Source organism: Nocardia sp. CY41 (assembly GCF_009829325.1).
Lineage (GTDB): Bacteria > Actinomycetota > Actinomycetes > Mycobacteriales > Mycobacteriaceae > Nocardia.
In genome coordinates, this window is the sequence record NZ_VUOS01000026.1 from 12,289 (window position 1) to 39,152 (window position 26,864).

Here is a 26,864-nt window from a genome sequence, read left to right on the forward strand (position 1 = left end):
ACACACAGCATGAAACCGACGTCAGTAGCATTGGGCCTGCCTGTGGCGCGGAAGACCTGGCCGGAAAGCGGAGTGGATGTCGCCGGGCTGCTCGGCAAAGGCTGGGAACCCCTTCCGTTCCTTGATTACATCATCAAGCTGCACAGTCGATGCAACCTGGCTTGCGACTACTGCTATCTCTACGAGATGGCCGACCAGAGTTGGCGTGACCAGCCGAAGATGATGAGTCACAAAGTCTTCGACGACACCTGTCAAATGATCGCCGATCATGCCAGGCGGTTCGAAATCCCGGCGTTGAATCTGAACTTCTTCGGCGGCGAACCTCTTTTGGTCGGCCACCGTAACTTCGAGTACTTCGCATCACGCGCCCGGACGATCCTGGATCCCATCAGCACGGTCCGAATCGTCCTGCAGACCAATGGCGTGCTGCTCGACGACGAGTTCTTGCGTATCTGCGACGAGTGGGACATCTGTGTGACCGTCAGCCTCGACGGAGATGAGCAAAGCCATGATCGACACCGCCGGGATCGACGTGGCGCCGGAACCTACGCGAGGGTCACGGCAGGCCTGGAGAAGCTGATAGCCGGCGATCGGAGCCACCTGTTCGCGGGTCTGCTCTGCGTGATCGACTTGGCGAATGATCCACTGCAGACCTACCGAGGCATGCTCGCCTTCCAGCCGCCTGCCGTCAATTTCGAGATACCGCACGGCAATTGGACGACACCTCCGCCCGGCCCCTTCGGCGATCCCGACAGCACCCCCTACGCGGACTGGCTGATCACGATTTTCGATCACTGGTACGACGCACCGCAGTTGCAGACTCGAATCAGAATGTTCGATAACATCATCGACCTGCTCCTCGGCGGGACGGTGAGGTCGGAAGTGTTCGGGTTGGAACCGATCCGGATCGCCGTAATCGAAACCGACGGGACTGTGGAGCAGATCGATGATCTGAAGTCGGCTTTTGCGGGTGCCACCAAACTGCGTACGACCGGTCGCGGCAATCCGCTGGATCAGGCGATGGTGCACCCGGCCATCGTGGCCCGCCAGATCGGAGTCGACGCACTGAGCGACACCTGCCGGAGCTGTCCGATCCACACCGTATGTGGCGGCGGACATTACGTCACCCGGTACCAGGAAGGCGAGGGATTCCGCAACCCCTCGGTGTACTGCGCGGACCTCACCAAACTGATTCGGCACATCGAATCCCGGATCCGGGCAGACGCTGCCGCAGCGGTCGAGGGGGCGGGAACTCGGCCATGACGACATGACCGCCGTCGAAGCGCGGCTCAACGGAGTCGGCGATTCCCGGTCGCACAGCCAGTTCCGCTTGCATGGGGCGGCCCTCTTCGTCGGCAAGCGCGCCGCCGGGCGAGCCGGGCGGCGGCCTCGCGCTCCTCGATCGCGGCCTGCTCGCGGGCCAAAGCGCAGCGAGCGCGGGGCGCGGCGGGAGCGCCCTGGCCATCACCGACAGCGCAGTGTAGCCGGTGATCGAGCTTGGTGTTGACGATCCTGCCGTTGTACGTCATCTTCCGCGGGCAGTTCCGGCTGACCTTTCCGGTCTTCGTCCGCTACGGCGCGCAACTGTGGGTGCCGGAGGTCGGCGGCACGATCGACCCGGACTCCGAAGCAGACGATCTGATCATGATGCCGTTGTGCGGAAGGCGTTCGGACAACTCGGCTGCGCGGGTGGTGTAGGTGCGGGTCCGCGGGACAGTTGTGACCGACTGTCGATCAGTGTGACGCGGGCGGGATGCTTTGCTCGTACTGGAAGACATTGTGGGGGTCGTACTTCGCCTTGATCCTGCGCAGCTGCTCGAAGTGCTGCCTCCCCCAATAGGCGGTCTCCCACTCTTGCATTCCGACGTTCGGCACATTGACGTAGGCGCCGTCCGTGTAGGGCCGCAGCGCCTGGCTGAACTCCGCGATCCAGGCCTGGGCCTGCGGGGTCAGCGGGTCGCTGACGCCCGGTTGTGTTGAACGAGTCCCCCAAGCTGCGCCGATCTCACCGTAGAAAAGCGCGTCGCGATGCACGAACGCCGTGCCGCCGCGCGGCTCGTTCGCGACCGCCCCACCGAAGGCATCGACGAAGTAGTTGCTCTCCTCTGTGGGAGCGTCTCGCATGAAGGAGCCGATGATGTCGATCGCCTTCTTCGGCAACGGCTCTTTGACGAACTGCGAGAAGAATTTCCAGTTCGCGGGCTCTTGCGCGAGCGGGATCTGGGCTCCCGCAAAGATATCGCCCCAATTACCGACCTGCACCGTGACGTCGGGCGTGCCGACCGACAGGATCGGAGCCAGGATCTCTCTGGCCTGTGCCGCCACCCCCTCCACAAGCCACGCGGACAGCTGGATCTGGGACTTGTGGATCTCGAGCTCGGATCCCAGACGGCTGTCGGCGGACGGTACCGTACGCTGCCATGCCTCGAAGACCTCGTACAGGTCCCCGAGTCCATTCCATGTCGCCTGCATATTTGCCAGCCGCGTGAGCGGAGACACCTTGTAGGTGAGTTGTGTGACGATCCCGAAGTTGCCGTTCCCCGCGCCGCGAAGCGCCCAGAGCAGGTCCGAGTGGTGCTGCGAGTCCGCGTTGATCACCTCGGCGCAGTCGTCACCCGACGGGATGACGACCTCAGCCGCCACCAGGCTGTCGCAGGCCATGCCGAGCCAGCGGTTGAGCGGCCCGAGGCCGCCGCCGAGCGTCGCACCACACGCGCTTACGCTGCCCTCACTTCCGGTTGTGATCGCAAGGTTCTGCTTCGCGAGCGTCGTCACCGCTTCCAACTGAGTCAGTCCGGCGCCGACCGTTGCGGTATGAGCGCCGGTGTCGATCTGGATCGACTTCAGCTGGCTGACGTCGATCACGATGCCGTTGTCGACGTTCGACCAGCCCTCGAGGGCGTGGCGGCCGCTGCGCACCCGCAACGCGACGTTGTGCTGCCGCGCCCACGTGAGGGCGTTCACCACGTCCTGGGTTTCCTGTGCGAAGACGATGACCAGCGGATAGTGGGAAAAGAGCTGGTCCCAGCCGAGTCGTGCGTCGGTGTACGACGCGTCACAGGGGCGAACGATGTGACCGGTCAGCGTCGCGGGCGGGCATCCCGGGCTTTTGCTCGGGTCGCCCGCGGTCACATATCCCGGGGCGCCGGCGTCGGCAATATCCGGCGTGTCTGCGGCTGTAAGGCCCGAGACAACGACCGCTCCTACGCCAGCGGCCGCCGACGTCCTGAGCAGGTCGCGGCGAGAAAGATCACTCAAGTCCAGGTCCTCTCGTCGGGCTACGCCACCCGGTTGCTAAGGGAACTCTTACCCGTCAACCGCCGCGCGATCCTCCGTGGTCGATTTCCGAACGGTAACGAGGTGACGTGGCAGTGTGCCCCGACACGCCCATCGAGGACGACTACGGACATTTGGGAGAAATGCACCCCCTGTGCGCCGACTCGTCCCATGAGCGGATGGGCACCACAACACCTGCAGCAGATCTGCGCCCGCAGGGCGCAGGCTCGCATCGGTTCTGAGCCGTTCAGCGCTCACCGCTGATGCACGTGGAGGCGGGAGCGGGCTGCCGGTGGGCGTGGACAGGCGGCTACTGATGTGCGGCGCCCTGGCGGTGGGTGCCTCTTTCACGACGCATCCGTGTTGCCGCGACCAGGGTCCGGAGTGGCAGTGGCTGCTGTCGTCGGTGTCACTGCGCGGCGTGGGTCGCGGCACCCGGCATAGCTCGCCCGCGTGTGATCCACATGATCACCGACCTCCGCTGGACCCCGTGCATCCATTGCGCGGCTGGTTCGTCTGAGGAAGCGGACTCCCATCCACCCCGAGGTGGGAACACACCTTCTTCCGAGAGGAACCCTGTGATGACGATTCACGTGTACGACCAGCTGCCTGACCGTGGCAGGGGTGTGCGATGACCGCCCCGGCCGTTGTGGTCGAGGATCTGCACGTCGCCTACGGCAAAGCCTGGGCCCTCGACGGCATCGACGTGGAAGCTGCTGCGGGCACGACCCTTGGGGTGCTCGGCCACAACGGTGCGGGCAAGACCACCCTGATTCGCGCGCTCACCACTCTGGTGCGGCCCACCGTCGGCCGTGTGGAGATCGCGGGCCTGGACGTGGTCGCCGACGCCACCGAAGTTCGCCGCCGGATCGGGGTGACCGGTCAATACGCCGGACTCGACGAATTCCTTACCGCCCGGGAGAATTTGGAGCTGATCGGCCGACTGGCCGGTCTGCGCCGCGCCGCCCGCGCACGAGCCGACGCGCTGATCGACCGGCTCGGGCTGGGCGAGTACGCGACCCGGCGGGTCGGGGAACTGTCCGGCGGTTCCCGCCGCCGCGTCGATCTGGCCGCCAGTCTTGTCGGTGACCCGTCTGTGCTGTTCTTGGACGAGCCGACCACCGGTCTGGACCCCCTCGCTCGCGCCGGATTGTGGGACGTCGTCGACGAGCTCACCGCTGCGGGCACCACCGTCGTGCTCACGACCCAGTATCTCGAGGAAGCCGACCGGCTCGCCGACCACATCGTGGTGCTCAGCCACGGGCGGGTCGCCGCTCGCGGCACTCCCGCCGAGCTGAAACGGATCGTCGGCGGCAAGGTCCTGCACGCCACCGTCCCCGCCCACCGGGTTGCGGATCTGCCGTTCACCCCGGACACCGATCGAGTCGACGGCACCCGGGTGCGGGTGTCGGTCACCGTCGACGATGCCCCCACCGCGACCGCACTGGTCGCCGACCTGCACCGCGGCGGCATCGACGTCACCGATCTGGACGTGACTTCCCCGAGCCTCGACGACGTCTTCACCCACCTCGCCCACACCACCGGAGCCCACCGATGACCGCCACCACTACTACTACGACCGTGATCGGGCGTTCCCCGATCGTCGACCAGCTCGCCGCCCTGACGGTGCGGAACCTGCGCACCAGCGCCCGCGTCCCGCAACTGCTGATGTTCTCGCTGACCATGCCGATGGCGATGCTCGTGCTGTTCAGCCAGGTGTTCCGCAGCGTCGCCGCCGGACCCGGCTTCCCGGCCGGGGTCAGCTACATCGACTTCCTCACCCCGGCCATGCTCGCGGTCTCGACCGTGATGGCCGGCACCAACGCCGGAGTCTCCGCCGCGATCGATCACACCAACGGCCTGCACGACCGCTTCGCGGCCCTGCCGATGCGAGCGACGTTGCCCGGAGTGGCTCGCACCGTCAACGAGGCCGTGTTCACTCTCGCGAGAGCCGGGCTGCTCGGGATCGCCGCTGTGCTGCTGGGTTTCGACTTCCACGGCAGCGCCGTCGATGCCGTGGCCGCGGTCGTGATGCTGGTGGTGCTGGCGGGAGCGATGAGCGCCCTGTTCGGGTTGATCGGGGACCGGCTACGCCGCCCGGATGTGGTCCAGTTCGCCGGGATGATGGTGATGATGCCGCTGATGTTCGTCTCGAGCGCGTTCGCACCGATCCACACCATGCCCGGCTGGATGCAGGCCATGGCCACGGTCAATCCGGTCGCCCACGCCACCGACGCCCTGCGCGGACATGTTCTCGGCACCGCCACCACCGCGGACACCGTCACCGCCCTGGTCGCGGCGATCGGACTGTGGGCCGCGGTCACCGTTGCCCCCGCACTCCCCCAGCTGGTTCGGTCGGCTCGAGCTCGCTGAACGACGACGCACCCGTCTCGTCCTTCCGGCAGGGAAGGAGGAGACGGGTTCTGCGTGTTTGCCGCCGAACCGGGCACGCCTATGCCCCTACCCAGCGAGAGGGTAAGGGCGCATGGGTGTGCTGTGTCAGCGGATACGCCCGGTACGGGCGTGGACGGCGCTCATGTGGTGGCGTCGAGCAGATGCAGTTCCTCGGCCACGATCAGATCGACCTCTTCGTCGGTCAGATCCGACAGCAGATGTGTCGTCAGCATCGCTCTCACCTCCTCACCGCGCTTATCGGGACCGTCGAATCGGAGAACCCGACATCGACTTCGACACCCATACAGACGTGGCACCCCGGATCGGGACGCACGGATGCGTCCGATCGCGGTCACCGTCGTCGGTACCGGGGACCGCGAACCAAGGCTCGCCACCACAGCGGTGGGCGAGGATGCTGGAGAGGGAGAGGAACCCGATCATGAGCGAGACAACGGCCACCACCGCGACCACACCACAACCGCAACACGCTGATCTCGACCAACTCTGGCGCCGCTTCTCCGGCGACCTGCGGGCCTTCATCGCGCGCCGGGTCTCCCGCTCGGAAGACGCCGACGACATCTTGTCGATCGTGTTCCTGCGGATGGCCAAAAGCCTCGGCGATTTGCGGGAGCAGGATCGGCTGCTGGGCTGGATGTATGCCATCACCCGCAACGCGATCACCGACTACTACCGCTCGGCGCCCCATCGCCGCGAACTACCCGTCGACGCCGTCCCCGACAACCCATCCGCGGGCGAGGATGGACCTGACACCAGCGAGGCGGCGGAGAAAGAACTCGCCTCCTGCCTGGTGCCGATGCTCTCCGGACTGCCCGCCGATCAGGCCGCAGCGGTGAAGATGGTCGACTTCGACGCCCGCACGCACGCCGCCGCTGCCGGTGAGGCGGGTATCTCGGTGTCCGGGATGAAATCTCGCGTGCAACGCGGCCGCGCCGCCCTCAAAGCCCAACTGCACGCCTGCTGCCAGATCAGCCAGGACCGCACCGGCCACGTCCACGACTACCAACCCCGCGACGGCGCCTGCGGTAGCGCAGCCCCCAGCGACGAAGGCTGCGGCTGTGGTGGTGGTGTCACACCACCATCCGGCCAGTAGACCAGCACACCGGTTTGGGACGCCCCGGGCGGTCACCGATCGGACAAAGATGCGGTGCGAGCCCTACGAGGCTCGCACCGCACTGTGCTGGGTGAAGGCTACCGGCAGCCGCAGTCGGCCGTGGCCGCCGGAGCGCAGCACGTCGCCTTCTCGCTGTCATCGCAACACGTGGTCTGCCGTTCGGTGCTGCAACAGGTGGGCGCCGCAGGTTGCGGTGATGCGTCTGTCCGATGTGTCGCCGGGGACTCGAACTCGGTCGGGCTGGTCATGGTGACTCCTGGATTCGTGGGGATGGGTACCAGGACAGACGGAGGAGAACCGGAAAGGACGCACCAGAAGCCGCCACGGGGTTTCCTGTATCCATGTGCCGGATGCGACCCCGAGAAGGATCGAACTCTGGCCGCCGCGATAGCGTGCTCACCGGTCGGCTGGCGGTTGTGAAGCTCGAAGTGTCGGGTGGACGATGGAGACTGCCACGCAGTGGGCAGCTCGTCCGACCATGGAATCGGGGCGGTATGCCAGAACCGGTGACGGATCGAAGCGTGCTCGCGGCCGATCTGGAACGGGCGCGGGCCGACTTTCACACTCTGCTGGCGATGGCGGGCGAGGACGACTGGGGCAAGGCTTCGGCGGGCACCCGCTGGAGCAACGAACAGCTGCTGTTCCACATGCTGTTCGGGTACATGGTGGTGCGACGGCTGCTGATCGTTGCGCGCGTGATGAGCCGACTGCCCGAGCGAGTCGGTCGCGGGTTCGCCGCAGTCCTCAACGCCGCGACAGCGCCGTTCGATGTGATCAACTACTACGGCTCGTGCTGGGCGGCTCGCGTCTACAACCGCCATCGGATGGGAGCGAAACTCGACCGGGTGATCGGCTCGCTGCAACACGCGCTGACACATGAGCCAGACACCGCGTTCCGGCGCGGTATGCACTACCCGACCCGGTGGGATCCGTATTTCGCCGACTACATGACCCTCGCGGACATCTACGCCTATCCCGGCCGCCATTACGATCACCATCGGCGCCAGCTCACGCTCACCGGGATGCGGTGAGCGAGCCGGCTCAGCGCACCAGGCCGCGGCGTTCGAGGAGTGGGCGCCTCGACGTGATCGGCCTCCCACCCCTCGTTCCGGAAGCCGGCGGGCCGCTGCAAAGAACACATCGAACCGACGACGCGCTCTCTCCCCTGTCGCGCGCTGGTTCGCCGGGCGTCGAAATCCCACAGCACCGTCGCCACGCTCGGCGCGGGCGGCCCGCCGTCGCGCGTAGCGGCGGCCGGCTCGCGCTGCAGCGTTGCCCCTGCTGCACTGAGGCGCCTGCATCGCGGTGGTCTCGGCGACACGCACCCAGCTCGTCTCGGGTCTATTTCGTCTCGGATCTATTTCGTCTCGGGTCTATCCGACAGCCCGGGCATACACTCGCAGGCGGCCCGGTTCCGGCTCGGGAATTGTTCTGACGCTCCTGTTCGACGCACCTCTCGCCAGCTAGCCGACTGGCGAGGACAACGATGTGGTCTCCGGAGAAAGGAACACTCATGGAGGGTCTGGCCCCGTTCTATTCCGATGTCCAGTGGCATTACGACCTGTCTGACGACTTCTTTGCGCTGTTCCTGGATCCGACTCGAACCTATAGTTGTGCGTACTTCGAACGGGAGGGCATGAGCCTCGAGGAAGCGCAGTTGGCGAAAATTGATCTGGCCTTGGAGAAATGTGATCTACGCCCCGGCATGACGCTGCTCGATGTGGGCTGCGGATGGGGTTCGACGATGATGCGCGCGATGCAGCGCTACGACGTGAACGTGATCGGCCTGACCTTGAGCCGCAACCAATACGAGCACGTCAAAGGCCTGTTCGACGCGCATCGCGGGCCTCGAACAGGCCGGGTGCTGTTGCAGGGCTGGGAAGAGTTCGACGAGCCGGTGGATCGCATCGTCAGCATCGGCGCGTTCGAGCATTTCCGGCGGGAGCGTTATGAATGTTTTTTCGACACGTGCCACCGCATGTTGCCCGCCGACGGGCGTATGCTGCTGCACACGATCGTGGTCTACAACCGGCACCAGATCCGCGCGAAAGGCCTGCCGATCAATCGTGAAGTCCTCGATTTCGGCATGTTCATCGCCCGCGAGATCTTCCCCGGCGGCCAGTTGCCGGAGCCGGAATGGGTGATCGACTACGCGCGCGCGGCGGGCTTCGATGTCCAGCGTATCCATCCGCTCGGCCCGAATTACGCTCTCACTCTCAAACATTGGGCGCGGGCATTGGAAGAACACCGCGACGAGGCGATCGCGATGACCTCATGGGAAACCTACGACACCTATATGAAGTATCTGAGTGGTTGCGGCCGATTCTTCCGCGATGGCTATATCGACGTCACGCAGTTCAGCCTCGCCAAGAGGTAAATGGCTGGGCCGGTGAGAAACGGCCTCAGCGGCGTCGCGCTGCGCCAGTGGGTGCCATGGGACCCTGTCCGTCCTCGTGGAAGCACGCCCTCTTCGCAACCCGATGCGGCCTGCCCGGCGCGGTGCACGTATGCGCGCTCCGCGGCGGTGACCGCGCCCTGCTCGACCACTGCCTGACATTACTGCATGGCGCCGAGGTCGACAGATACCTCTGGGGCCGGGCGGTCGAGCGCTCCCACAGCCCCCGAACAGCGACCTCTGCGACCTGTTCACCCGGTGTTTGCTTGCCCTCCAGTATTGATATCGATCAATATAGGCGCATGTCGAAGTCGCAGCTTCCGATCGTTCCGGTGCAGTCGTGCACCGCCGCGCCGATCGTGCGTGAACCGTTGACCGCCCAGGCCGCCGCGGAGCTGGCGGGGGTGTTCAAAGCGTTGTCGGATCCGATGCGGCTGCGGCTGCTGAGTGCGATCGCGTCGCGCGCAGGGCAGGAAGCGTGCGTGTGCGATCTGTCCGAAGGCATCGACTTGACTCAGCCGACGATTTCGCATCATCTGAAGGTGCTGCGCGAGGCCGGGCTGCTCGCCAGCGAGCGCCGCGCCTCCTGGGTGTACTACCGGGTGATTCCCGAAGCCTTGCAAAGGCTGTCGGATGTGCTGCTGGTCGAGAGCGGCGCCGCTGCAGGATTGTTCGCGTGAGCACGGATACCGCTGCTGTAGAAAGCGGAGTTGTGGGGAAACTGTCGACGCTGGATCGGTTCCTGCCCGTGTGGATCGGCGTCGCGATGGCCGCCGGCCTGTTGCTGGGACGCGTGATCCCCGGCCTCGGGGACGGGTTGAGCACCGTGGAGATCGATGGCATCTCGCTGCCGATCGCGATCGGGTTGCTGATCATGATGTACCCCGTGTTGGCGAAGGTCAGGTATGACCGGCTCGACACCGTCGCCGGCGATCGGAAGCTGCTGGTCGGGTCGCTGGTGCTGAACTGGCTACTCGGACCGGCGCTGATGTTCGCACTGGCGTGGCTGCTGTTGCCGGATCTGCCGGAGTACCGCACCGGGTTGATCATCGTGGGGTTGGCGCGCTGCATCGCGATGGTCGTCATCTGGAACGACCTGGCCTGCGGAGACCGCGAAGCCGCCGCGGTGCTGGTCGCGTTGAACTCGGTGTTCCAGGTGGTCATGTTCGCGGTGCTGGGCTGGTTCTACTTGTCGGTGCTGCCCGGCTGGCTCGGGCTGGAGCGAACCAGCATCGATGCCTCGCCGTGGCAGATCGCGAAGTCGGTGCTGATCTTCCTCGGGATTCCGCTGCTGGCGGGCTATCTGACCCGCCGTCTCGGCGAGCGCGGCAAGGGCCGCGACTGGTATGAATCCACGCTGCTGCCGCGGATCGGGCCGTGGGCGCTGTACGGGCTGCTGTTCACCATCGTGATCCTGTTCGCGCTGCAGGGTAAGCAGATCACCTCTCAGCCGCTGGATGTGGTGCGGATCGCGATTCCTCTGCTGGCCTACTTCGCCATCATGTGGGGCGGCGGATACCTGCTCGGCGCGGCCCTGGGCCTCGGCTACGAGCGCACCACCACGCTGGCGTTCACCGCCGCGGGAAACAACTTCGAACTCGCCATCGCGGTCGCCATCGCTACCTACGGCGCCGCCTCCGGCCAAGCTCTCGCCGGAGTCGTCGGCCCGCTCATCGAAGTCCCCGTCTTGGTCGGGCTGGTGTACGTCTCACTGGCGCTGCGCACACGCTTCGGTGCCCGCAGCACTGCCGCGACCGCCCCTTCGGGCGCGGCGGAGGAAAAGGTGCTCGAGCGGTGACCATAACCCGTTCGTGTGCGTCAAGAACGGCGGCAACCGCGACTGCTGCGCGCGGTCGACCTCGTCGTCACCCTGGGCCGCGAAGCGCACGTCGATCCCATCGACAGGGTACGGATCGTGAACTGGGACAACGACGAACCCTCCGAACGCGGCATCGACGGCATCGAACGCATGCGCCTGATCCGCGACGACATCGACGCCCGTGTGCAGCACCTGCTCGTCGAACTCCAGCCCTCGGTCTGACCCTGTCGAACCACTCAGCATCGGAACACGCTATGAGCGACAGCCCCCTCGCCCACGCCACCTACTGAAAGGCCGACTCGCTCATGGCATCCAAGCCCAGTGTCCTGTTCGTCTGCGTCCACAACGCCGGACGTTCCCAGATGGCCGCCGGATTCCTCACCCACCTCGCCGGAGAAGCCATCGAAGTCCGCTCCGCAGGCAGCGCGCCCGCCGAGGCGATCAACCCGGCCGCGGTCGAAGCCATGCGAGAGGTCGGCATCGACATCTCCGACCAGTCACCCAAAATCCTCACCTTCGACGCCGTCGAAACCTCCGACGTCGTCATCACCATGGGCTGCGGCGACACCTGCCCAGTCTTCCCCGGAGTCAGCTACCGCGACTGGGTACTCGAGGACCCGGCAGGCAAGGGTGTCGAGTCGGTGCGCCCGATCCGCGACGAGATCAGGAACCGTGTCGAGGAACTCGTCGCCGAACTGCTGCCCGCTCGCGCTTGAACAGAGGACATCGACACGATTGGTGAGTCTGGCGCATAGGAGTTCGCGGTTCCACACGACCGCTCGCGCCGCCCTGGGCAGGGACACGCTTTACCTGCCGCAACTCTTCCGGTGCCGGCGGTGTCTCGGGCGCGGTGGTCTCGGGCGGGCGATCACGCTCGAGCTGGAAGCCATAGCTCATCAGTTCGTCGAAGGTGCGCGCGAACTCCAGGGGCCGCTCCATATGGCCGTCGGCCTCCCAGCCGATGGTGCCTCGGGGCAGGTCGGGAGAGACGAAGTAGCGCGTATCGCCCAAGCCCTTGGCGATGAGCATTGCCCGGCCACCCGGAATGTCCTCGTTAGTTTCCCAATTACGCACGGCCTCGCGCAAGTTCAGCACCGAATAGTTCTGCATGTCCCGGGGAGGGGCAGGACCGTAGGAGATCTCGTCGAGATCGGTGAACCCCGCATGCACCGTGGAGAGGAACACACGCAGTGCCTCCGGCAGCGCGTCACGATACGGCGGCCCGTCGGCGCGAATGTCTCCGGATCCCATCCGATACGGAACTCGTGCGGCTGAAACGGCTTTCGCAGCGCATACAGCAGCACCCCGTCACCACGTAGCAGGCAGACGCGCACGGCTGGACCTTGGACGGACCGACGCCTCGATCACCCGACCCGGCCGGTTCATGTTCGAACACCCGCAGAGCCCAGCTCCCAATCAGTGGGGCGAACAGGCTCAGCTCGCGCTCGAATCCGGTCGTGGCCGCTCAGCGGTGAATACTTCGGCTAGGGCGGAAATCGGTTCCATCTCGTTCACTCCTGGTTGCCGACTGGGAGTCGGGCGGCTTCGGCGGCGACCTTTTCCTCGAGTGCCGCAGGAATTCGAGTAGTGAGTTCGTCGCGGGTACCTACGACGAGTTTCCTCCGGACCGCGGCCATCTGGGCGTTGACGGTGCGTCGAGAGGAGCCGCGGCGGGCTGCGATCGCGGTGTCCGTCCAGCCCGCCGCGGCGAGCACCGCGACGTGCTGCTCGGCGTTGGTCAGCAGCCGCCATGCCGGGTCTTCGGGCATTGCGCGGGTGGGAGAGCGGGACAGCTTCGCCGCCGATCCGAGTGCTAGCAGGTGGATTTCGGTGGCTTCCGGATCCATGCGGGCGCCTGCCGCTTCAGCGGCGGCGAAGGAACCGGCGCCGAGTGCCCTGCGGGCGATCTGCTCGGCTCGCACAGTCTCGTCGTGAAACGGGCCCAGGCTCTCGATTGCCACACCGAAGTGAGCGCGCAGCGTTGCCGTTCCGCCGAGGATCTGCGCGGTCCGGGTGGCCAGGGCGGTGATCCGCACCGTGTCGCTGCTCATCGCCTCGGTCAGGTCGGAGATGATCTGGGCAAGGGTCCAGGCGTGTGCCTGGACAGTCCACAGCGCCGCCCAGCGCTCCCGGGTGTCGAGTTGTCGCTTCAGGGCAGCGTGTTCGAACGCGAGTGCCGATTCAGCCTCGCCCTGACCGGTCAGCACCAAGCCCCAGATGAGGTCGGCCCAGGCCTTTGCCCATATGGTGCCGGAGGCGGCGGCGCGATCACGGAAATCCGACGCGAGGGTTCGCGCTGCGGGCATCGGGCCGAGCAGGACCGCGGCGAGTGCCGCAATCAGGTTCGCGACCGAGGCGGTGCTGTCGTCGCCGATTCGGTCGAACTTCTCCGCGGCTCGGCGCAGGACTGCGGTCGAAGCCGGGTCGCGGAGGACGAAAAGTTCGTTTCCCCAGACGAATTCCACGATGGCAGGTAGGTCGGTGTCCCGGTCGGCGCTGTCGCGCCAGGCTTGCGGCCGGTCCGGATGGGGTACGCACATGTGAATGCAGTCGTCCAGCAGGTCGTGGGCCTCGTCGCGGTTCCCTTGGCACAAGGCGACCCACGCAATCAGCGCGGTGGTCGACAGCACCAGGTCGGTCGGGGGCCGACCGGCCGATTGCACGGCCGCGAGTGTCCGCTCGGTCAGGCTGCGTACTTCCCGGAATGAGCCTTTGAAAAACGGCAGTCGCAAACCGAGCAGGCCGGCGCAGATCTGTAGTCCGATCTCCGGGTCGCCCGAAGGCGTCAGGCTGCGGTCGATCGCGGTCAGGATGTTCTCCCACGCCGCCTGCGCCCAGTCGAGCAGCACCCGCTCGTCGGCGCCGAACCACCGGCCTGCGGCATCGACGACCTGGTCGCGGTAGTAGCGCATATGACGGTCGGCCGTAACTGCCCACCGGTCGACAGCATCGATCGAACGTTCCCGCAGCCGATGCTCGGCGAACAGCCGCACACTCTCGACGAGTGAATACCGCACGCTTCCTGCCGTGAAATGCGACGTGACCAAGGATCGGGCGACGAGGCGATCGAGGATCTCGCCGATCTCGTTGTCCATCAGCCGAATCCCGGATCGGTCTACGGCTGCGTCCGGGTCGTCCGCGCACACCGCCCGGATTTCGGCCAGATCCGCGCCCCGATCGTAAGCAGACGCCGCCAGCCGTTCCCCGGGGTCGACGTCGGCGCCCGCGGCAAAGACCGACAGCCGGTCCAGCAGCAGCCGCTCTTCGTGCGTACACAGCTGATACGACCAGGCGATGACATCGGACACCCGCCGATGGCGTTCCTCTACCCCGTGCCATCGCTCATCACGCCACTGCATCCGCTGGTCGCCCGCGGCCTCCCCGCTCAATTCCCGCCGAAGGGCATCGAGCGGTATGCGGACCAGCCGAGCGGCCGCCAACTGAATGCAGAGCGGGCTGTTGTCCAGGTGACGACAGATGTCGCGCACCATGTCGTCGTCGAGCACGGGACGGCCGACCATCTCGGCCCGGCGCCGGAATAGCTCGACCGCCTCCGATCCCGACATCGCGGCGACCGTGATCCGATGCTCATGCACCCACTTCAGCGGCTCACGGCTGGTGGCAAGGATTTTCAGGGACCGCACTTGGGCGAGCAGGCGCTGGGCGACCTGCACGATCCCGGGCAGCAGGTGCTCGCAGTTGTCCAGCACCAACACCGTCGGTGCGCTCCTGCGTGCGGAGTCGGGCCCGCCGAGCGCATCCACAATCGCGGCCTCTGCGGTGCGGCCGGAGAAGTCGGCGGTGGCGACCGAACGGGCAATCTCCTCTTCAATAGCCTCGATCGGGGCTGCGACCTCCAGCCGTGCCAGCCGCACCCACCGCACCACCGCCCCACTCGGTTTGCGGTACCGCCGGATCGCCTCGACCGCGAGGCGGGTCTTACCGAAGCCGCCCGGCCCCACCAGGGTGACCAGTCGGGCCTGGCCGAGCAGCAACGAGATGACAACCGCCAACTCCCGCTCGCGACCGACGAAGGCGTCTCCGCCATCCATGAGGACGTTGGTACTCGCCACCGCATCGACCCCTGAAACACTAGCTTTTGCTTGGTATTCACGACTCATGCAATTGGATTTTCGTGACTAGGTGATCGTTGGGAGATCCACATTGACACCTACAGACGTACCCGTCAATATGTACATGTACGGACGGGCCGTAAGCTGATGGCCATCGTTGGGGTAGAAGCAGACAAGCGACGACCGGAGCTCGGTGAACTCGGCGCCGAAGACGAAGTAGGAGAAGCCGATCTGCTCCCCATGTCGCTGGGTTCCTCGGCGGCGGCCGTCGGATCATCCGGAAGCACGGTCATTGCGTCCGCGGCGCGAAGTGCCGCGAGGTTAGTGGCGGGATGCGCCAAGTGCGGTGCGACGGTGTCGCCGATGACCGGTAGTCGACGGTCTCGTGGATCTGGGCCAGCCGCTGGATCGGTGGCGGCACGACGGGCTGTCCCTTGGCGCGGGGTTACCTCCTCGATTCCCGGTCTGCCGGTGTCGATGCCCATCTCGAAGCGGCCGTCGGTCAGCGGCGGCAGTGGGTACGCTTCCCACGCCGTCAGCCGGGCCGGACGGAACGGGGAGGCGTACAGCCGCTGTCGGTGATGCGGCGCACGCGATCCCGCCACCTCCGGGTCGGTTCTGAGCAGGGCGAGGACCCCGACCCGGAACGGACTCGTCATGCATGGACTCCTGTCTGTCGAAAACTCTGTACGTATCGACGGCGACTCCATCCGAAATTCATCGGTGCTGCGAGGTTGTGTATACGTCCGTGCAGTTGGCGGCCATTTCCGGCCGGTCGGCCGCTGCGGAGTACGGCGACCGCTCCCAGGTCGTGAACAGTTGCGATCGGGCGAAAGCGCCGGGGTATGGCTCACCAAGCCGTACCGCGATGTGGTGACCGACACGGGGTGACCGTCGTTGGCTCTCGGGATCAGGTCGCGCATTCGGCCCGGCGAGTCGCTGTCGTGGCCGTGGCCGAACCGGAACGTACGTTCACGCCGTTGATCAACCGAGTCGACTTCCCCGCGATGTAGCCGGAGGAATGTCGGCTTTGCAGCGAGACCGATCCGTCGAATCCGTGGACGTTGCACAACTGGGAGGCCGACTTGGCCAAACCGGGCTGCTCGGCCGGATTCCGAGCTCGGCCAAGACGCGGTCCAGCGCCCGCCGTTTGCTGTAGCGCCGTGACGGTCGAGGTCTGCCGGGGAATTGGCTGGGATTCAACGGTATCTCGTTTGAGACCATGCCCTGACCTGCCAGTGCCGACCCGCCTAGTGCTCGCGTGCGACGGGTCGACCACCCTGCCTGCTGCGGGTCGTGGCCGGCTCGGAATCGCGGCCGAGACGATTGACGTTCGCGGCTGGTCGGAGTCGGTCGCGGAGTGCCCGGAGCTGTCCGCGGTAGTCGCGCGGACCGATGCCATCGCGGTCCGCCGATCCGGGCAGCGTGATGATCGGGGAAGGCTGATCGGCGAGAACCTGATCACTTACCGTCGAGCCGACCATGATGCACGAACGCAGGCGGCTATTACGGGTCGGGGTTACCTTCTCGGCTTTCGGCGCGCTGCCCGCGGCTGCCCCGCCCGGGTGTACGAAATCGGCTTTCGACCGGGCAGCGAGTAGTTGTGCACGAAGTGTTCGACCCATGGGTGGTGTCGATCGGCCCCGTCGGGTTCCACCACTCATCCGGTGCGGCGCGTGTCCGGTGGCAAGCCGGCCCATCGGACGATACGCCAGAACTTCTTCCGATTCCGCCACCCGCGAGCTGCTCGTCCGTCGGGGCCGAGCGCAGCCAGCTGAGCAACCAGGTCGATCCGCTCACCGACCGAGACGTCCGGGTGCACCAGTGCGCACGCGACGGCATCGTGCGCGCAGTAGGGGTGTCCCGTGTCATAGGCGGACCGAGCCGCATCGAGAACCTCGGAGCGGGGAAAATATCCGGTCGAGGCGAGGCTCAGCCGGGCGAGTTTGGTTATGGGGCTGGGAAACAGGCCATGTGATACGGCGCTGCCCGGCAGGCCGTCGGCGAGTCCGACCAATCCGGCGATGATCCGGGCATTGCTCGGCACGGGAATATCCACGCTCGGCGGGAAATCGCCTGCCATATATGAGAATACTGCAGGTGCATCCGAGGCGTAGTCGAAAGCCGCGTGCAGCGCTGGGAGATGGTCCGGGTGCGCCAGTCGGGCTGCGCACAGCAATTGAGCAGGCGCGATATCGCCAAGCATCCGGGACAGCCGCTGTGGGTCGGCGACCGTCATATAGTGCAGTACTGCCCGAACGCTGGCGAGGTGCCGGAATTGGATGTCACGCGGCCGAAGACGGGAGAACGCGGCCCGGACGGCGGTATCGGGGACCTCGGGCACCACAGACGCACTCGTTCCTGCCATACATACGGAGCGTAGTGCCACTGGGTAAGGAGGTGACGCGAGCCAACGTCGCGTCCGGTCCGGTGCTTATCGAATACCGATGCGCTGACCGTGGCCATGCAGCACTGTGCGTAGTTCAGTGAGGGATGACACGACGGAGGCCGGCAAATGACGGAGGCGATCCGATGGGTGTCACACCGTTGGCCGTCGCTTACGGCAATCGCGGTCGTGGCTGTGATGGCGCCGACCGGCGACGCGGACATGGTCCGCACGCTGGCGGAACTGCTGATTGTGCTGGCGCTGATCTATATCGGCGCCGCGGCGGTGGGGCGGCAACAGGCGACCTGGACCGTGTTTCTGGTGCTGGGAGTGGTCTTCGCGCTGCTTCGGCTCCAGGACTGGGTGCCCCCATATGCCGCGCTCACAGTGCTCGCGGCCAATCTGCTCGGATGGCTGGCGGCGAGCCGCGGATTCGACTCGACGGTACGAGTTCTGGCGGTCGCGACTGCCGGGTTCGCGACGGCGGCGATCATCGCGGTCGAGGTGGGCGGGAACGTCGCCCGCTTCGTGGTCGCCGCCGGCTGGATCGCCCACAGCGGGTGGGACTGCGTGCACTACCACTCGAACCGCACAGTCGCCCGGTCCTTCGCCGAGTTCTGCGCGATCGTGGATCTCTTCGTCGGAATTGCAGTGCTGGCGTTCGGGTAGTTCATTCACGGCAGGGAAGCCGAGCAGCTTCAGCGACGACCTTGTCTCTGAGCATCGGCATGTGGGGTCCAGTTGAGCGGAAACTGCCGTTAGGCGGAATTCGGTGTACCTGAGCCGTGCCGTGGACCAGCTGCGGGAGCAGGGTTATCCGGTACGCGAGGAGGACGCCGCGCGGCTGTCGCCATTCATCCGCCGCCATGTCCGGCTCGACGGCCACTACAGCTTCCACCAGCCAGATCTGCGCGGAAGTCACCGGCCGTTGCGGGATCCGGATGCTCCCGACGAGGGGTCGCCGTAGTGTCGGCCGAATTTCGGGCGGATATGACGTCGTTGCTGGTCAATGGGTCCGGGACGGGCCGGGACCGATGAGGCTGGTCAGTTCGCGCATCGCCTGCGGGGATGGTTTGGAGTAGCGGCGCAGGTTCTCGGCCTTGCGGTGACGCGACTTGGCCATGAGTTCGAGCAGGCTCGCGCCCGATTCGCCAAGATGTGGCAGCCCAGAGTGCCGAAGTTCGTGCAGGTCCCAGCCGGAGCCGGGTCCATCGGTGGCGGCATCGAGTAGGTCGCCGGCTTATTGTCGAGGTGACGGTTCAGTGTGCCGCCCCTGTACCGATTCGAAAGTTGTTCGTGTCAGCGGATGCCGTAAGTCCGATGAATCCGTGCGACCTGCATCCGGTCGGCGTCGAACGTCGTCACCTTAGGCTTCCCGGAGCCCGGCTCGGTGAGGCTGATCGTGGTGGCGCCCGTGAAGGACACATGCTGCGGGCAAACTTCGTCGTGCCACACATAGGCCTGTCTGCTGAACAGCCCACCGCGCTCACGAAGCAAGACGCGGCAAGCGGCGGGGTTGTTGTATTCCTTGTACGATTCCGTGACCAGTTCGTGGTGCCCGTCGGCACTTACCTCGATGGCCACGACCGCGCTGTCCTCGGCGACAAACGAGGCCACGAACATCGAAACGGACCACACAGGCACCATCGCCACTCCCAGAGCGGCGGCAAGTGCAATCCGCCCCCGCCCGCGGCGCCGACCCAGCCTCGGCACGGCAAGGAGTACCACAGCGGCCGTCCAGCACACCGCCAGAGCCCACACCGGGACCCAGTCGAATCGGTAGAAGCGATATGCCTGAAACCATGCGGGCACTGCCGCGACTCCCCCCACGAAAAGCGCGAGGACAGCGAACATCCACAGGATCCGCACCCGGCGAAGCGCCCGATCCGTACCGCTGCCCGCCCCGGCTGGCAGGGACAACTCTTCACCGGTCGTCGTATCGGTCAACAGCCAGCCCACCTAGTGCAATTCACATCCGACTCCGTCGATTCGGATACCGTGTCAGCCTAACTGGAGGGGGTGTGTCTGCCGAACGCGCTTTCATACTGGCGCGCGGAAGTCCTGGCTGTCTCCCCGGTCCGCGGCTCGAGCCCGCGAAGCAGGTCCGAAGACGCTGATGGTCCCGACGAGGCTCACCAGCAGCTACGCCCGTATCCGTTGGTTTTCGGCGATTATTACCGGAACCCTGACGATGACGAGTGAATCGGGCGCTCATGGGCGCGCCCAGCGGTATGGGTATAGCCAATCAGAGTGAGCTGTAATGCCGAATGGTGCGCTTTCAGCTCACGGCTCCTGATTCCTGCTGACAACGCGGCCGACTACCCGCCCGCCGACGATGAGGGTGTTTCAGAGTGCATACACCCGCCCGCTACCGTGCTGAGAGCCCCTCGACGACGAATCGCAGGAGGCGATCGGGATCGGCGGCCGCGTACTCGCTCGCGGTACCCGCCCCGCAGGCCAGCGCGAACACCTCCGTAGGAGTGACATCGGGCCGGATGGCCCCGGCCTTTTGCGCTTTGCTCACGAGAATGCCGCCGGCGGCGCGCATGCTCTCGACACTGGCGTTCAGGTCAGAGTTCTGCACGGCGGCCGCGGCCAGGATCGATTCCGCCAAGCCACGATACGCCGAGGCGCACCGGCCGAACTCCTGCAACCACTCGATAAGCGCTTCGCACGGTTTGTCGGAGTCGGCGAGCCGTTCCGCGTTCTCCTGCAGGCTCGTGACCTGATCGTGGATCAGGGCCTGAACAAGTGCCTCGCGGGTCGGGAAGTGCTTGTAGAGAGTGCCGATGGCGATCCCGCATGTGCGCGCGATCTCCGCCAGTGAGGCGTGCACTCCGTCCCGGCGGAAGGCCGTATCCGCGACCGCGAGCAGTTGCTCGCGATTGTGGCGGGCATCGGCACGCCTGGGTCCAGGTCTCGGCACACGACCTCCTCGAACAAGGTGAGAGCCCCTCACTATCGTTAAGGTGAGAGTCTCTCACTTTACCGGAGGATGAATGAACACGACAGCGGGCCGCCTCGGCCTGTGGACACTGGCCCTGGATGCACAACCCGCCACCCGGGTACGCGAGCTGGCAGGCGAGATCGAACAGCTCGGTTTCGACGCCTTGTGGATCGGAGAGGAATTCGGCCGCAACGCGCTGACGCAGGCGGGGATCCTCCTCGGCGCCACGAACGACCTCGTGATCGGCACCGGGATCGCGAACATCTTTTTCCGCGATCCGATCGCAATGGCTACCGCCGAACGCTCCCTCGCCGAGGCCTATCCCGGCCGGTTCATCCTCGGCCTCGGCGGACACCGGGTCGATGACCGGCCACTGATCTACCGAGGGCATCGCGTACCCTCCGCCGGGCGTGCCGTTTCGACGATGACCGCTTACCTCGATGCGATGGATGCGGTGCCCTTGCAGAGCCCGCCCCCGCCTGTTCCCGGCCACCGCGTGCTGGGCGCACTCGGCCCCAAGATGCTGGACCTGGCCGCCGCACGAACCAGCGGCGCGCATCCCTACCTGGTGCCGGTCGCCCATACCGAAGACGCCCGCACCCGGCTCGGCCCCGGCCCGCTGCTCGCCGTCGAGCAGGCGGTCGTGCTCGACCCCGATCCCGAAGCGGCTCGCGACCTGGCCCGAGCTCATGTCGGCGGTTACCTCGCCACCGGCGGCGCGCACGTCAAGGACATGCAGCGTTTCGGCTACACCATCGACGAGCTGTGCGGCACCCCGGCCAGCCGGGTCGTCGACGCACTGGTGGCCGGGGGCGGGCCAAACGCACTCGCCGCTATCGCCGACCGCGTAAAAGCCCACTTCGATGCCGGCGCCGATCACGTCTGCCTACAGGTTCTCACAGCCCAACCAGCCACCGCGCCGATAGCCGAATGGCGTGAACTGGCCGGACTGAACAGCTGATTCAGCAAACAACCGCGACCCGCCCGGTTCGAAGCGGACACGTGCCTACGGAAAATCAACGGGCCGAGCACCTTACGGCCGTGGCCTAGAGCTCAGCGGCCCGGTCGCCGGCGTGCGGCTGGGTCGCCGTCGGCGTGGTACCGGCGCAGTTCCTCGTCGGACACCCGGGCGTATTTCGCGAGGCTGCGTACCGACGTGTGCCCGCTCGACTTCATCAGCACCGGCGTCGACGCGCCGTCCTCGGCGGCGTGGGTGAGCCGGGAATGCCGCCATTGATGCGATGTGTAGGGGCCGTCATCGTCGCCGCTGGTGTGCGTCTCGAACAGCTCGGCCGCGCGCCGGTAGGACTACCGGGCCCGCCCGGTCACCGGGTCGACATCGTTGCCGGCCACCGAGGGCCGGGGCCTTACGGTCGGTCACGAACACCGGGCCCCGGCGCCGACCGGCCAGCATGCGCGGCAGCAACCGCGCTGTGCCGGGCTGTCACGCGATCACCTCCCGCGCCCCGCCCTTGCGGGCCACCACCACGCACCGGTTCACCGTGTCCAGATCGCGCACATCGAGCACCAGTACCTCCTCGGCGCGTGCGGAGGACTCATAGAGCATGTGCCACAGCACCCGCTCGCGCAGCGGCGCATCCGATCTCCTGATCTCGGCAACACTCCCGCGAGAGTGCCTTGCTGGTACCCGGCGGTGCGGGCCGGAGACTCGCGACGCGACACTCGATAAAATCCTCCTGCATCGTCGCGCGCAGGATCTCGACGCCGCTGAGCCGCTCGGGCCCACCTTCGTCGAAGAGTGCTCCTGGTACGCGGTCCCGACCAGCGACCAGGCCGCGGTGCTCGACGCATTTCAGCTCACCGACGCTGTGCCGGTCGGCTTCCGAGAGGCCGCCTGGCTATTCGATGCACAAGGTGACCTGCCGCCCGACAAGGCGGTTGTGGTCACTCCGGCGTTCGACGGCTGGACCCAGCTGGTGCACAGAGGAGCCCTGAACGCCGACCTCGAAGCGCTCAGCGCCCGCTTCGGTGCGGCACACTTCTATGGTCACGGGTACCAGAGCGGCTGCGGCGACTGGTCGGAGTGGACCGTCGCGGAGCAGGGCAAGGTACTGCAAATCGTGCTTCTACGATCTGTACGGCAACGACTCCATGGGTCAGGCGAGCCGCGACGAGATGCTTGCGTGGATCAACGACCGGCGACGACCGGCGGCTCCAAGACTCCCAGCTGCAGACGATCCCGCGTTCGACGGCTACAACGGCTGGGAATTCGATGCAGGATCCGTCGCACACCGCCTGTCGGTCTCGCTGGACGGGGTTGGGCCCCACACCACCGTGAAGGGAACCTCGCTCCTCGCGGCGCCAATCGCGTCATGACGACCAGACGATGTCAGCACCGGATCTGCTGGTCGTATGGCCCACGACCGGACGATAGGTGAGGTCGGTGGTCACCGCGACATCGTCGCCGTCGCAGAGCAGTGCACAGTCACGACGACACGATAGGCGCACCTGCCGCTGAAGTCGCAGCCGCCGCCCTCGCACAGCCACAGGCAACGAACATCCGGAATACCGCTGAGCGCACGAGGTGCATCGAACGCCCCTTCGGCAAGAACTGCGAAAGCCGAGGAGTGAGCACGAGTATCGAACGTGGACCCAGCGGAGCGGCTCGCGGCTGCTCGCGAGGATCTTCAGCGATGGCACCGTCAACAGTAGTCGCTGGACGACAACCGCGATGGCGGGGAGCAGGGGCTCGCAATTTGTCCAACACCAGTACCACAGATCCGGGCGGGCTGCGCGAACCGTCGATCCCGCCGAGCGACTCCACCCACTATCTCGCCGGCATGGAAACCTTTCCACGGGACCGGCTGCCGGTGTGGCTGGCTGCATATGTCGGTCGTGGTCTGCCCCAGTCGAGACCGGCCCGACAGGCATTCGCCCAGGCGTCGGTTGACCGGCGAGACCGGGACCTGGTCGACAACGCCGAAGCATTGCTCGGCCAGGCCATCTCGCTGGATCGGGTGTACCAGGTACCGGGCGAGGCGCGCGGCCGGAGTCGTCGGACTCGACTCCTACTCGGCGGATCTCGGCCTGCCGGAACTGACCAGAGCAACCGCGGAAGTGTCCGATGTGGCGCACAGATTCCGCGCCACGCTGCTCGCGGACACCGGAATCAACACGTATTCGCAAGCGCGGTGGAGAACGTACTGGCGGCCCTGCGCGACACCGACCGAAGAAGCTGACCGACGCCGAGGTCTCCGCCGGTCGGCGAGGACGGGTCACGGCGATCTGCCATGCTGTGGGCATGTCGTTGCGATACGCCCTGCTCGGGCTTCTCGAGGACGGTCCGGCCAGCGGCTACCAGTTGACCGCCCGATTTGAAAGGTCGCTGCAGAAGCACGCGTGGACGGCGCGGCAGAGCCATATCTATCCGGAGTTGAACCGGCTCGCCGAAGCAGGGTTGATCGTCGTCGCAGAGGAGGGAGCTCGTGGCCGCCGGACGTATGCGATCACCGAGGAGGGGCGGACGTTATTGCGGGAATGGTTGATGACGCCCATGCAGACCAGGGCGGTCCGCGACGAGTACTCGCTGCGGATGTTCCTGCTCTCGGCAGTGGAGCCCGAACAGGCACGGGAGCTGGTCCTGCGGTATCGTGCCGACGCGCTCGCCGAACTCGATGAGCTGCGGTCCATCACCGCGCGTGCCGACGCCGACACCCACCCGTGCGGCAAACTCCGGTTCGGCAGGCTGGCTGCGGAGTACGGCATCTATCAGCAAGAGGCCTTGTACCGATGGACCGAGTGGGCGTTACAGGTAATCGATGCGGAAGTGTCGTCCCGAAACAACTCGTAGACGAATACTTTGCCGATCAGGGTTCCGGCAGTAACGGCGCAAAAGACACGTGCGGCGGGTGTTGGACGAGCGGATGGTGTCAAGGAACGCCTCGGCCGAGGCCCGCAGGGTCTAGGGCGCGGACGTGTGGATCTTCCTCGAAAGGCCGGAGCTGCATGACTTCGAAGCCCGGTGATCCCTGGCGGGCAAGCTCCACGCGGCCATCCACATCGGCTATCACGGCATCGCCAACACTGCCGAGACTCTGATCCTGATGAACCACTACCCACTCGAAGACACCGGCCGGGCAGGCCCGGCTGCAATCCGACATCCCGGAATCTGAGGCCGTTCAAGCGATGCGAGCCCGAGCAGGCTGAACAGGAACGCTGCAGCGAGTGCTTCCCGGCGGTCATCCCGCCAGCAACACCGGGAGCGGGACTGTGGGCGCAGTCCAGGTGAGCTGGCCGCGCTCGTACCTCCGTAGCCGAATTCGGCCGTTTCAGGCGGAACAACGACGCGCTCGGTTTCCCCAATGCCCGCTGCGCCCACATCTTCCGTCTCAGCGAGGCCATGCCGCACTCGCAGCAGCTGCCGCCCGGTAAGCGGATCGACCGATTCGGCTACGCCGGTGGACGTTTCCTCGCCCGGGCGGCTGACCCCGTTCCCTCCGGTCTCGACGAGGTCTGCGGGGCGAGAAGCGGCAAAAAAATGGGAACTGCAACGGTGAACGCTGCTACCCATCGGACGAGATTCAGAGGAGATCGGCGGGGGTTGGTCGCGGCAGTGCGCTGAGCAGCCGTTCGAACGCGGCCGGATCGCCTGCAAGGTTCAGCCGACCCGATTGCATGGCGTGTAACACGGGCTCGGCTCGGGTCATCACCCTCACGAACGTTCGAACGTCGGTGGTGACGATGACGTCGGGCGCCGCCACCTCCTCGCGAGATATGTCGATCTCGGCTCCCATCACTCGGACTGCCACGTGATCAGCACCGAACCGCAACTCATAGGTGGCATGCAGGTCGGTAGCGGAGGGCGGGCGAAAATCGGTCCGCAGCGCCAGCATCAGCGAATCGACGCTGACGTGATCATCGAGATCTCGGAACGGCGACTGCCGGCCCCACCGGGCGAGCTCCACAAGGACGCCTTCCAAGCTGCGACCCCACACCGTAAGTTCGTAGACCTGCGATGCGGCAGGTGGGCCGAGTGTGCGTCGTCGGACTATGCCGTACTCCTCGAGCTCACGCAGCCGCTGGGTCAGACGATTGGGTGCAATGGCAGGGAGTCCCGCCCGCAGGTCGCTGAATCGTTTGGGTCCGAACAGGAGCTCTCGAACGATGAGCAGGGCCCACCGGTCACCCACCAGGTCAAGAGCGTTGGCGACCGCACACGCCTCGCCGTATGTCCGTTTGCTGTCCACGTCGATAGTTTATCGCCTCAGTTACGAAGCGCACTTCTATAGTTGCGATATGTATCTATAAAGTACCATTATGTAACCACCTACGAACATGGAGCAAGGATGATTCTCGTTACAGGCGCTACAGGCCGTCCGGGGTCGGCAGTGATTCGGGAGTTCGTGCGCCACGGCGACCCGGTCCGCGCGCTGGTCCGCACACCCGCAAAAGCCGCCGAACTGCAGGCGCTACCGGTCGTCGATGTCGTCGTCGGCGACATGCTGAGGCCGGACTCCCTCAGCGCTGCCCTCGAGGGTGTCGATCGAGTGCTGATGATCTCCGGAGCTGGGCCCGACATGCTCGAAACGCAATGCACGTTCATCGACGCTGCCAAACGCGCCGGCGTCGGGCGCATCGTCAAGTTCTCCGGTGACGATCATTTCACCGGTTGGGATGCGGAGAAGTTCCGGTCGACCCGCAACCATGAGCAGGTTCAGCGCTATCTGTTGGCATCCGGCGTTCCGTGGACTGTGCTGCGGCCCAGTCAGTTCATGGAGGCGTATTTCGAGGAGGTTCCCGACATCGTCGCGCGGGGTGAACTGCGCTTGCCCCTGGGCGAGGCGGCGCTGGTCCCGATAGCGATCGACGACATCGCCTCTATTGCGCATTCCGTGCTGACCGGCGACGGACACGAATACACCACCTACCGGATGTCCGGGCCGCAGGCGTTGACCGGGGCCGGGGTCGCCGCCGACATTGCCGCAGCCATCGACCGACCTGTCCGATATGTCGACGTCGCCCCCCAGACCAAACGCAGCGAGTGGCTCGGCCGAGGTTATCCGCCGCCGCGCGCCGACGCGTTCGTCGAACTCTTCGACGAGCGGCGGAAACTGGGAACCGCCAAGGTGAACGTTGCTACCCATCGGCGATTCGGTATCGAGCCGACAACTTTTCACGAATTCGCGGCACGGCACGCGGCCGTCTTCCGCGGCGAACGTGCCTATCGAAGCGCCGCGGCCTGAGAGTTCCTATGAATGCGGTGCTGTTGCTGGACGAAGCGGCGACCAGGCGAGTGGTCGGCGGCCCTCGCGTCATGTCAGTGCAGTTCGTCCACTACCACCGCGACCGCGTTGTGCCCCGGGCTTGGTCCGAATGGCGCGGGTTGTCGAATTGCTCGGGATCGGCCGCGACACGGGTGAGTCGATCCGCAAGCCCTTTGAAGTCGAGTGGCAGGAACAGAAGAAGAGAAACATGACTCGGA

General features: G+C 65.9%; 24 protein-coding genes and 1 pseudogene. 16 read left to right on the top strand and 9 right to left on the bottom strand.

The features are described 5' to 3' along the window. Positions 1 to 9: 9 nt before the first annotated feature. Positions 10 to 1,263: an FxsB family cyclophane-forming radical SAM/SPASM peptide maturase gene (locus GVY64_RS27550; protein WP_159847499.1), complete on the top strand. Its 1,254-nt coding sequence runs from the start codon at positions 10 to 12 to the stop codon at positions 1,261 to 1,263. A gap of 234 nt (positions 1,264 to 1,497) precedes the next feature. Next, complete coding sequence (locus GVY64_RS27555) at positions 1,498 to 1,698, top strand: hypothetical protein (RefSeq protein ID WP_236567260.1); 201 nt, start codon at positions 1,498 to 1,500, stop codon at positions 1,696 to 1,698. 36 nt (positions 1,699 to 1,734) lie between these two features. Here the strand turns inward: GVY64_RS27555 and GVY64_RS27560 are convergent, their stop codons facing one another. Further along, on the bottom strand, positions 1,735 to 3,258 hold the full coding sequence (locus tag GVY64_RS27560) for an FAD-binding oxidoreductase (protein ID WP_159847502.1): 1,524 nt from the start codon (positions 3,256 to 3,258) through the stop codon (positions 1,735 to 1,737). Positions 3,259 to 3,907: 649 nt separating this feature from the next. On the opposite strand from GVY64_RS27560, the gene GVY64_RS27565 reads away from it, so the two are divergent. From GVY64_RS27565 to GVY64_RS27605, 9 genes and pseudogenes are all read left to right on the top strand, one after another. Beyond that, the gene (locus tag GVY64_RS27565) at positions 3,908 to 4,834 is read left to right on the top strand and encodes an ABC transporter ATP-binding protein (protein WP_159847505.1); all 927 of its coding nucleotides are present in this window, start codon (positions 3,908 to 3,910) and stop codon (positions 4,832 to 4,834) included. Next, on the top strand, positions 4,831 to 5,649 hold the full coding sequence (locus GVY64_RS27570; protein WP_159847508.1) for an ABC transporter permease: 819 nt from the start codon (positions 4,831 to 4,833) through the stop codon (positions 5,647 to 5,649). Before GVY64_RS27565 ends, GVY64_RS27570 begins: the two co-directional genes overlap by 4 nt. 460 nt (positions 5,650 to 6,109) lie before the next feature. Further along, positions 6,110 to 6,781 (top strand): sigma-70 family RNA polymerase sigma factor, encoded by a 672-nt coding sequence (locus GVY64_RS27575; RefSeq protein ID WP_159847511.1) that lies wholly within the window; start codon positions 6,110 to 6,112, stop codon positions 6,779 to 6,781. A 515-nt stretch (positions 6,782 to 7,296) separates the two neighbouring features. Then, a complete protein-coding gene (locus tag GVY64_RS27580; RefSeq protein WP_159847514.1) occupies positions 7,297 to 7,833 on the top strand; it encodes a DinB family protein in 537 nt (178 codons plus the stop codon). 482 nt (positions 7,834 to 8,315) lie between these two features. Beyond that, positions 8,316 to 9,179 carry a cyclopropane mycolic acid synthase family methyltransferase gene (locus tag GVY64_RS27585; protein ID WP_159847517.1) on the top strand — a complete coding sequence of 288 codons (864 nt, stop codon included), beginning with the start codon at positions 8,316 to 8,318 and terminating at the stop codon, positions 9,177 to 9,179. Positions 9,180 to 9,499: 320 nt separating this feature from the next. After that, on the top strand, positions 9,500 to 9,877 hold the full coding sequence (locus GVY64_RS27590) for an ArsR/SmtB family transcription factor (RefSeq protein WP_159847791.1): 378 nt from the start codon (positions 9,500 to 9,502) through the stop codon (positions 9,875 to 9,877). Then, positions 9,874 to 10,995: an ACR3 family arsenite efflux transporter gene (arsB, locus tag GVY64_RS27595; RefSeq protein WP_159847520.1), complete on the top strand. Its 1,122-nt coding sequence runs from the start codon at positions 9,874 to 9,876 to the stop codon at positions 10,993 to 10,995. Before GVY64_RS27590 ends, arsB begins: the two co-directional genes overlap by 4 nt. A gap of 36 nt (positions 10,996 to 11,031) precedes the next feature. Then, positions 11,032 to 11,238: pseudogene (locus GVY64_RS27600) on the top strand (low molecular weight phosphatase family protein); the annotation flags it as partial. A gap of 83 nt (positions 11,239 to 11,321) precedes the next feature. Further along, positions 11,322 to 11,732 carry an arsenate reductase ArsC gene (locus tag GVY64_RS27605; protein ID WP_159847523.1) on the top strand — a complete coding sequence of 137 codons (411 nt, stop codon included), beginning with the start codon at positions 11,322 to 11,324 and terminating at the stop codon, positions 11,730 to 11,732. On the opposite strand, the gene GVY64_RS27610 is transcribed toward GVY64_RS27605, so the two are convergent. The 3 genes from GVY64_RS27610 to GVY64_RS27620 form a co-directional block, all read right to left on the bottom strand. Further along, the gene (locus GVY64_RS27610) at positions 11,680 to 12,267 is read right to left on the bottom strand and encodes a hypothetical protein (RefSeq protein WP_159847526.1); all 588 of its coding nucleotides are present in this window, start codon (positions 12,265 to 12,267) and stop codon (positions 11,680 to 11,682) included. The genes GVY64_RS27605 and GVY64_RS27610 overlap by 53 nt on opposite strands. 260 nt (positions 12,268 to 12,527) lie before the next feature. Then, positions 12,528 to 15,068 (bottom strand): ATP-binding protein, encoded by a 2,541-nt coding sequence (locus GVY64_RS27615; RefSeq protein ID WP_159847529.1) that lies wholly within the window; start codon positions 15,066 to 15,068, stop codon positions 12,528 to 12,530. A gap of 1,681 nt (positions 15,069 to 16,749) precedes the next feature. Further along, positions 16,750 to 17,172 (bottom strand): hypothetical protein, encoded by a 423-nt coding sequence (locus tag GVY64_RS27620; protein WP_159847532.1) that lies wholly within the window; start codon positions 17,170 to 17,172, stop codon positions 16,750 to 16,752. 492 nt (positions 17,173 to 17,664) lie between these two features. Here GVY64_RS27620 and GVY64_RS27625 point away from each other — a divergent pair, with 492 nt between their 5' ends. Together GVY64_RS27625 and GVY64_RS27630 are read left to right on the top strand one after the other, a co-directional pair. Next, complete coding sequence (locus GVY64_RS27625; protein WP_159847535.1) at positions 17,665 to 18,144, top strand: hypothetical protein; 480 nt, start codon at positions 17,665 to 17,667, stop codon at positions 18,142 to 18,144. A gap of 103 nt (positions 18,145 to 18,247) precedes the next feature. After that, positions 18,248 to 18,442: a Tn3 family transposase gene (locus GVY64_RS27630; protein WP_159847538.1), complete on the top strand. Its 195-nt coding sequence runs from the start codon at positions 18,248 to 18,250 to the stop codon at positions 18,440 to 18,442. A gap of 332 nt (positions 18,443 to 18,774) precedes the next feature. On the opposite strand, the gene GVY64_RS27640 is transcribed toward GVY64_RS27630, so the two are convergent. Beyond that, positions 18,775 to 19,422 carry a hypothetical protein gene (locus tag GVY64_RS27640; protein ID WP_159847541.1) on the bottom strand — a complete coding sequence of 216 codons (648 nt, stop codon included), beginning with the start codon at positions 19,420 to 19,422 and terminating at the stop codon, positions 18,775 to 18,777. 421 nt (positions 19,423 to 19,843) lie between these two features. Next, on the bottom strand, positions 19,844 to 20,401 hold the full coding sequence (locus GVY64_RS27645) for a TetR/AcrR family transcriptional regulator (protein ID WP_159847544.1): 558 nt from the start codon (positions 20,399 to 20,401) through the stop codon (positions 19,844 to 19,846). Between the two features lie 73 nt (positions 20,402 to 20,474). Between GVY64_RS27645 and GVY64_RS27650 the strand changes: the two genes are divergently transcribed. After that, positions 20,475 to 21,383, top strand: a complete 909-nt coding sequence (locus tag GVY64_RS27650; RefSeq protein WP_159847547.1) for a TIGR03620 family F420-dependent LLM class oxidoreductase — start codon at positions 20,475 to 20,477, stop codon at positions 21,381 to 21,383. 92 nt (positions 21,384 to 21,475) lie between these two features. On the opposite strand, the gene GVY64_RS38060 is transcribed toward GVY64_RS27650, so the two are convergent. Both GVY64_RS38060 and GVY64_RS38770 read right to left on the bottom strand, forming a co-directional pair. Next, complete coding sequence (locus GVY64_RS38060; protein WP_236567281.1) at positions 21,476 to 21,709, bottom strand: tyrosine-type recombinase/integrase; 234 nt, start codon at positions 21,707 to 21,709, stop codon at positions 21,476 to 21,478. Positions 21,710 to 21,866: 157 nt separating this feature from the next. Beyond that, on the bottom strand, positions 21,867 to 21,989 hold the full coding sequence (locus tag GVY64_RS38770; RefSeq protein ID WP_268895675.1) for a hypothetical protein: 123 nt from the start codon (positions 21,987 to 21,989) through the stop codon (positions 21,867 to 21,869). 1,695 nt (positions 21,990 to 23,684) lie between these two features. On the opposite strand from GVY64_RS38770, the gene GVY64_RS27660 reads away from it, so the two are divergent. Then, positions 23,685 to 24,233: a PadR family transcriptional regulator gene (locus GVY64_RS27660; protein ID WP_159847550.1), complete on the top strand. Its 549-nt coding sequence runs from the start codon at positions 23,685 to 23,687 to the stop codon at positions 24,231 to 24,233. Between the two features lie 730 nt (positions 24,234 to 24,963). Here the strand turns inward: GVY64_RS27660 and GVY64_RS27665 are convergent. Further along, positions 24,964 to 25,629: a winged helix-turn-helix transcriptional regulator gene (locus GVY64_RS27665; protein WP_159847553.1), complete on the bottom strand. Its 666-nt coding sequence runs from the start codon at positions 25,627 to 25,629 to the stop codon at positions 24,964 to 24,966. A 99-nt stretch (positions 25,630 to 25,728) separates the two neighbouring features. Here GVY64_RS27665 and GVY64_RS27670 point away from each other — a divergent pair, with 99 nt between their 5' ends. Continuing rightward, positions 25,729 to 26,625: an NAD(P)H-binding protein gene (locus GVY64_RS27670; RefSeq protein WP_159847556.1), complete on the top strand. Its 897-nt coding sequence runs from the start codon at positions 25,729 to 25,731 to the stop codon at positions 26,623 to 26,625. Positions 26,626 to 26,864: the final 239 nt, after the last annotated feature.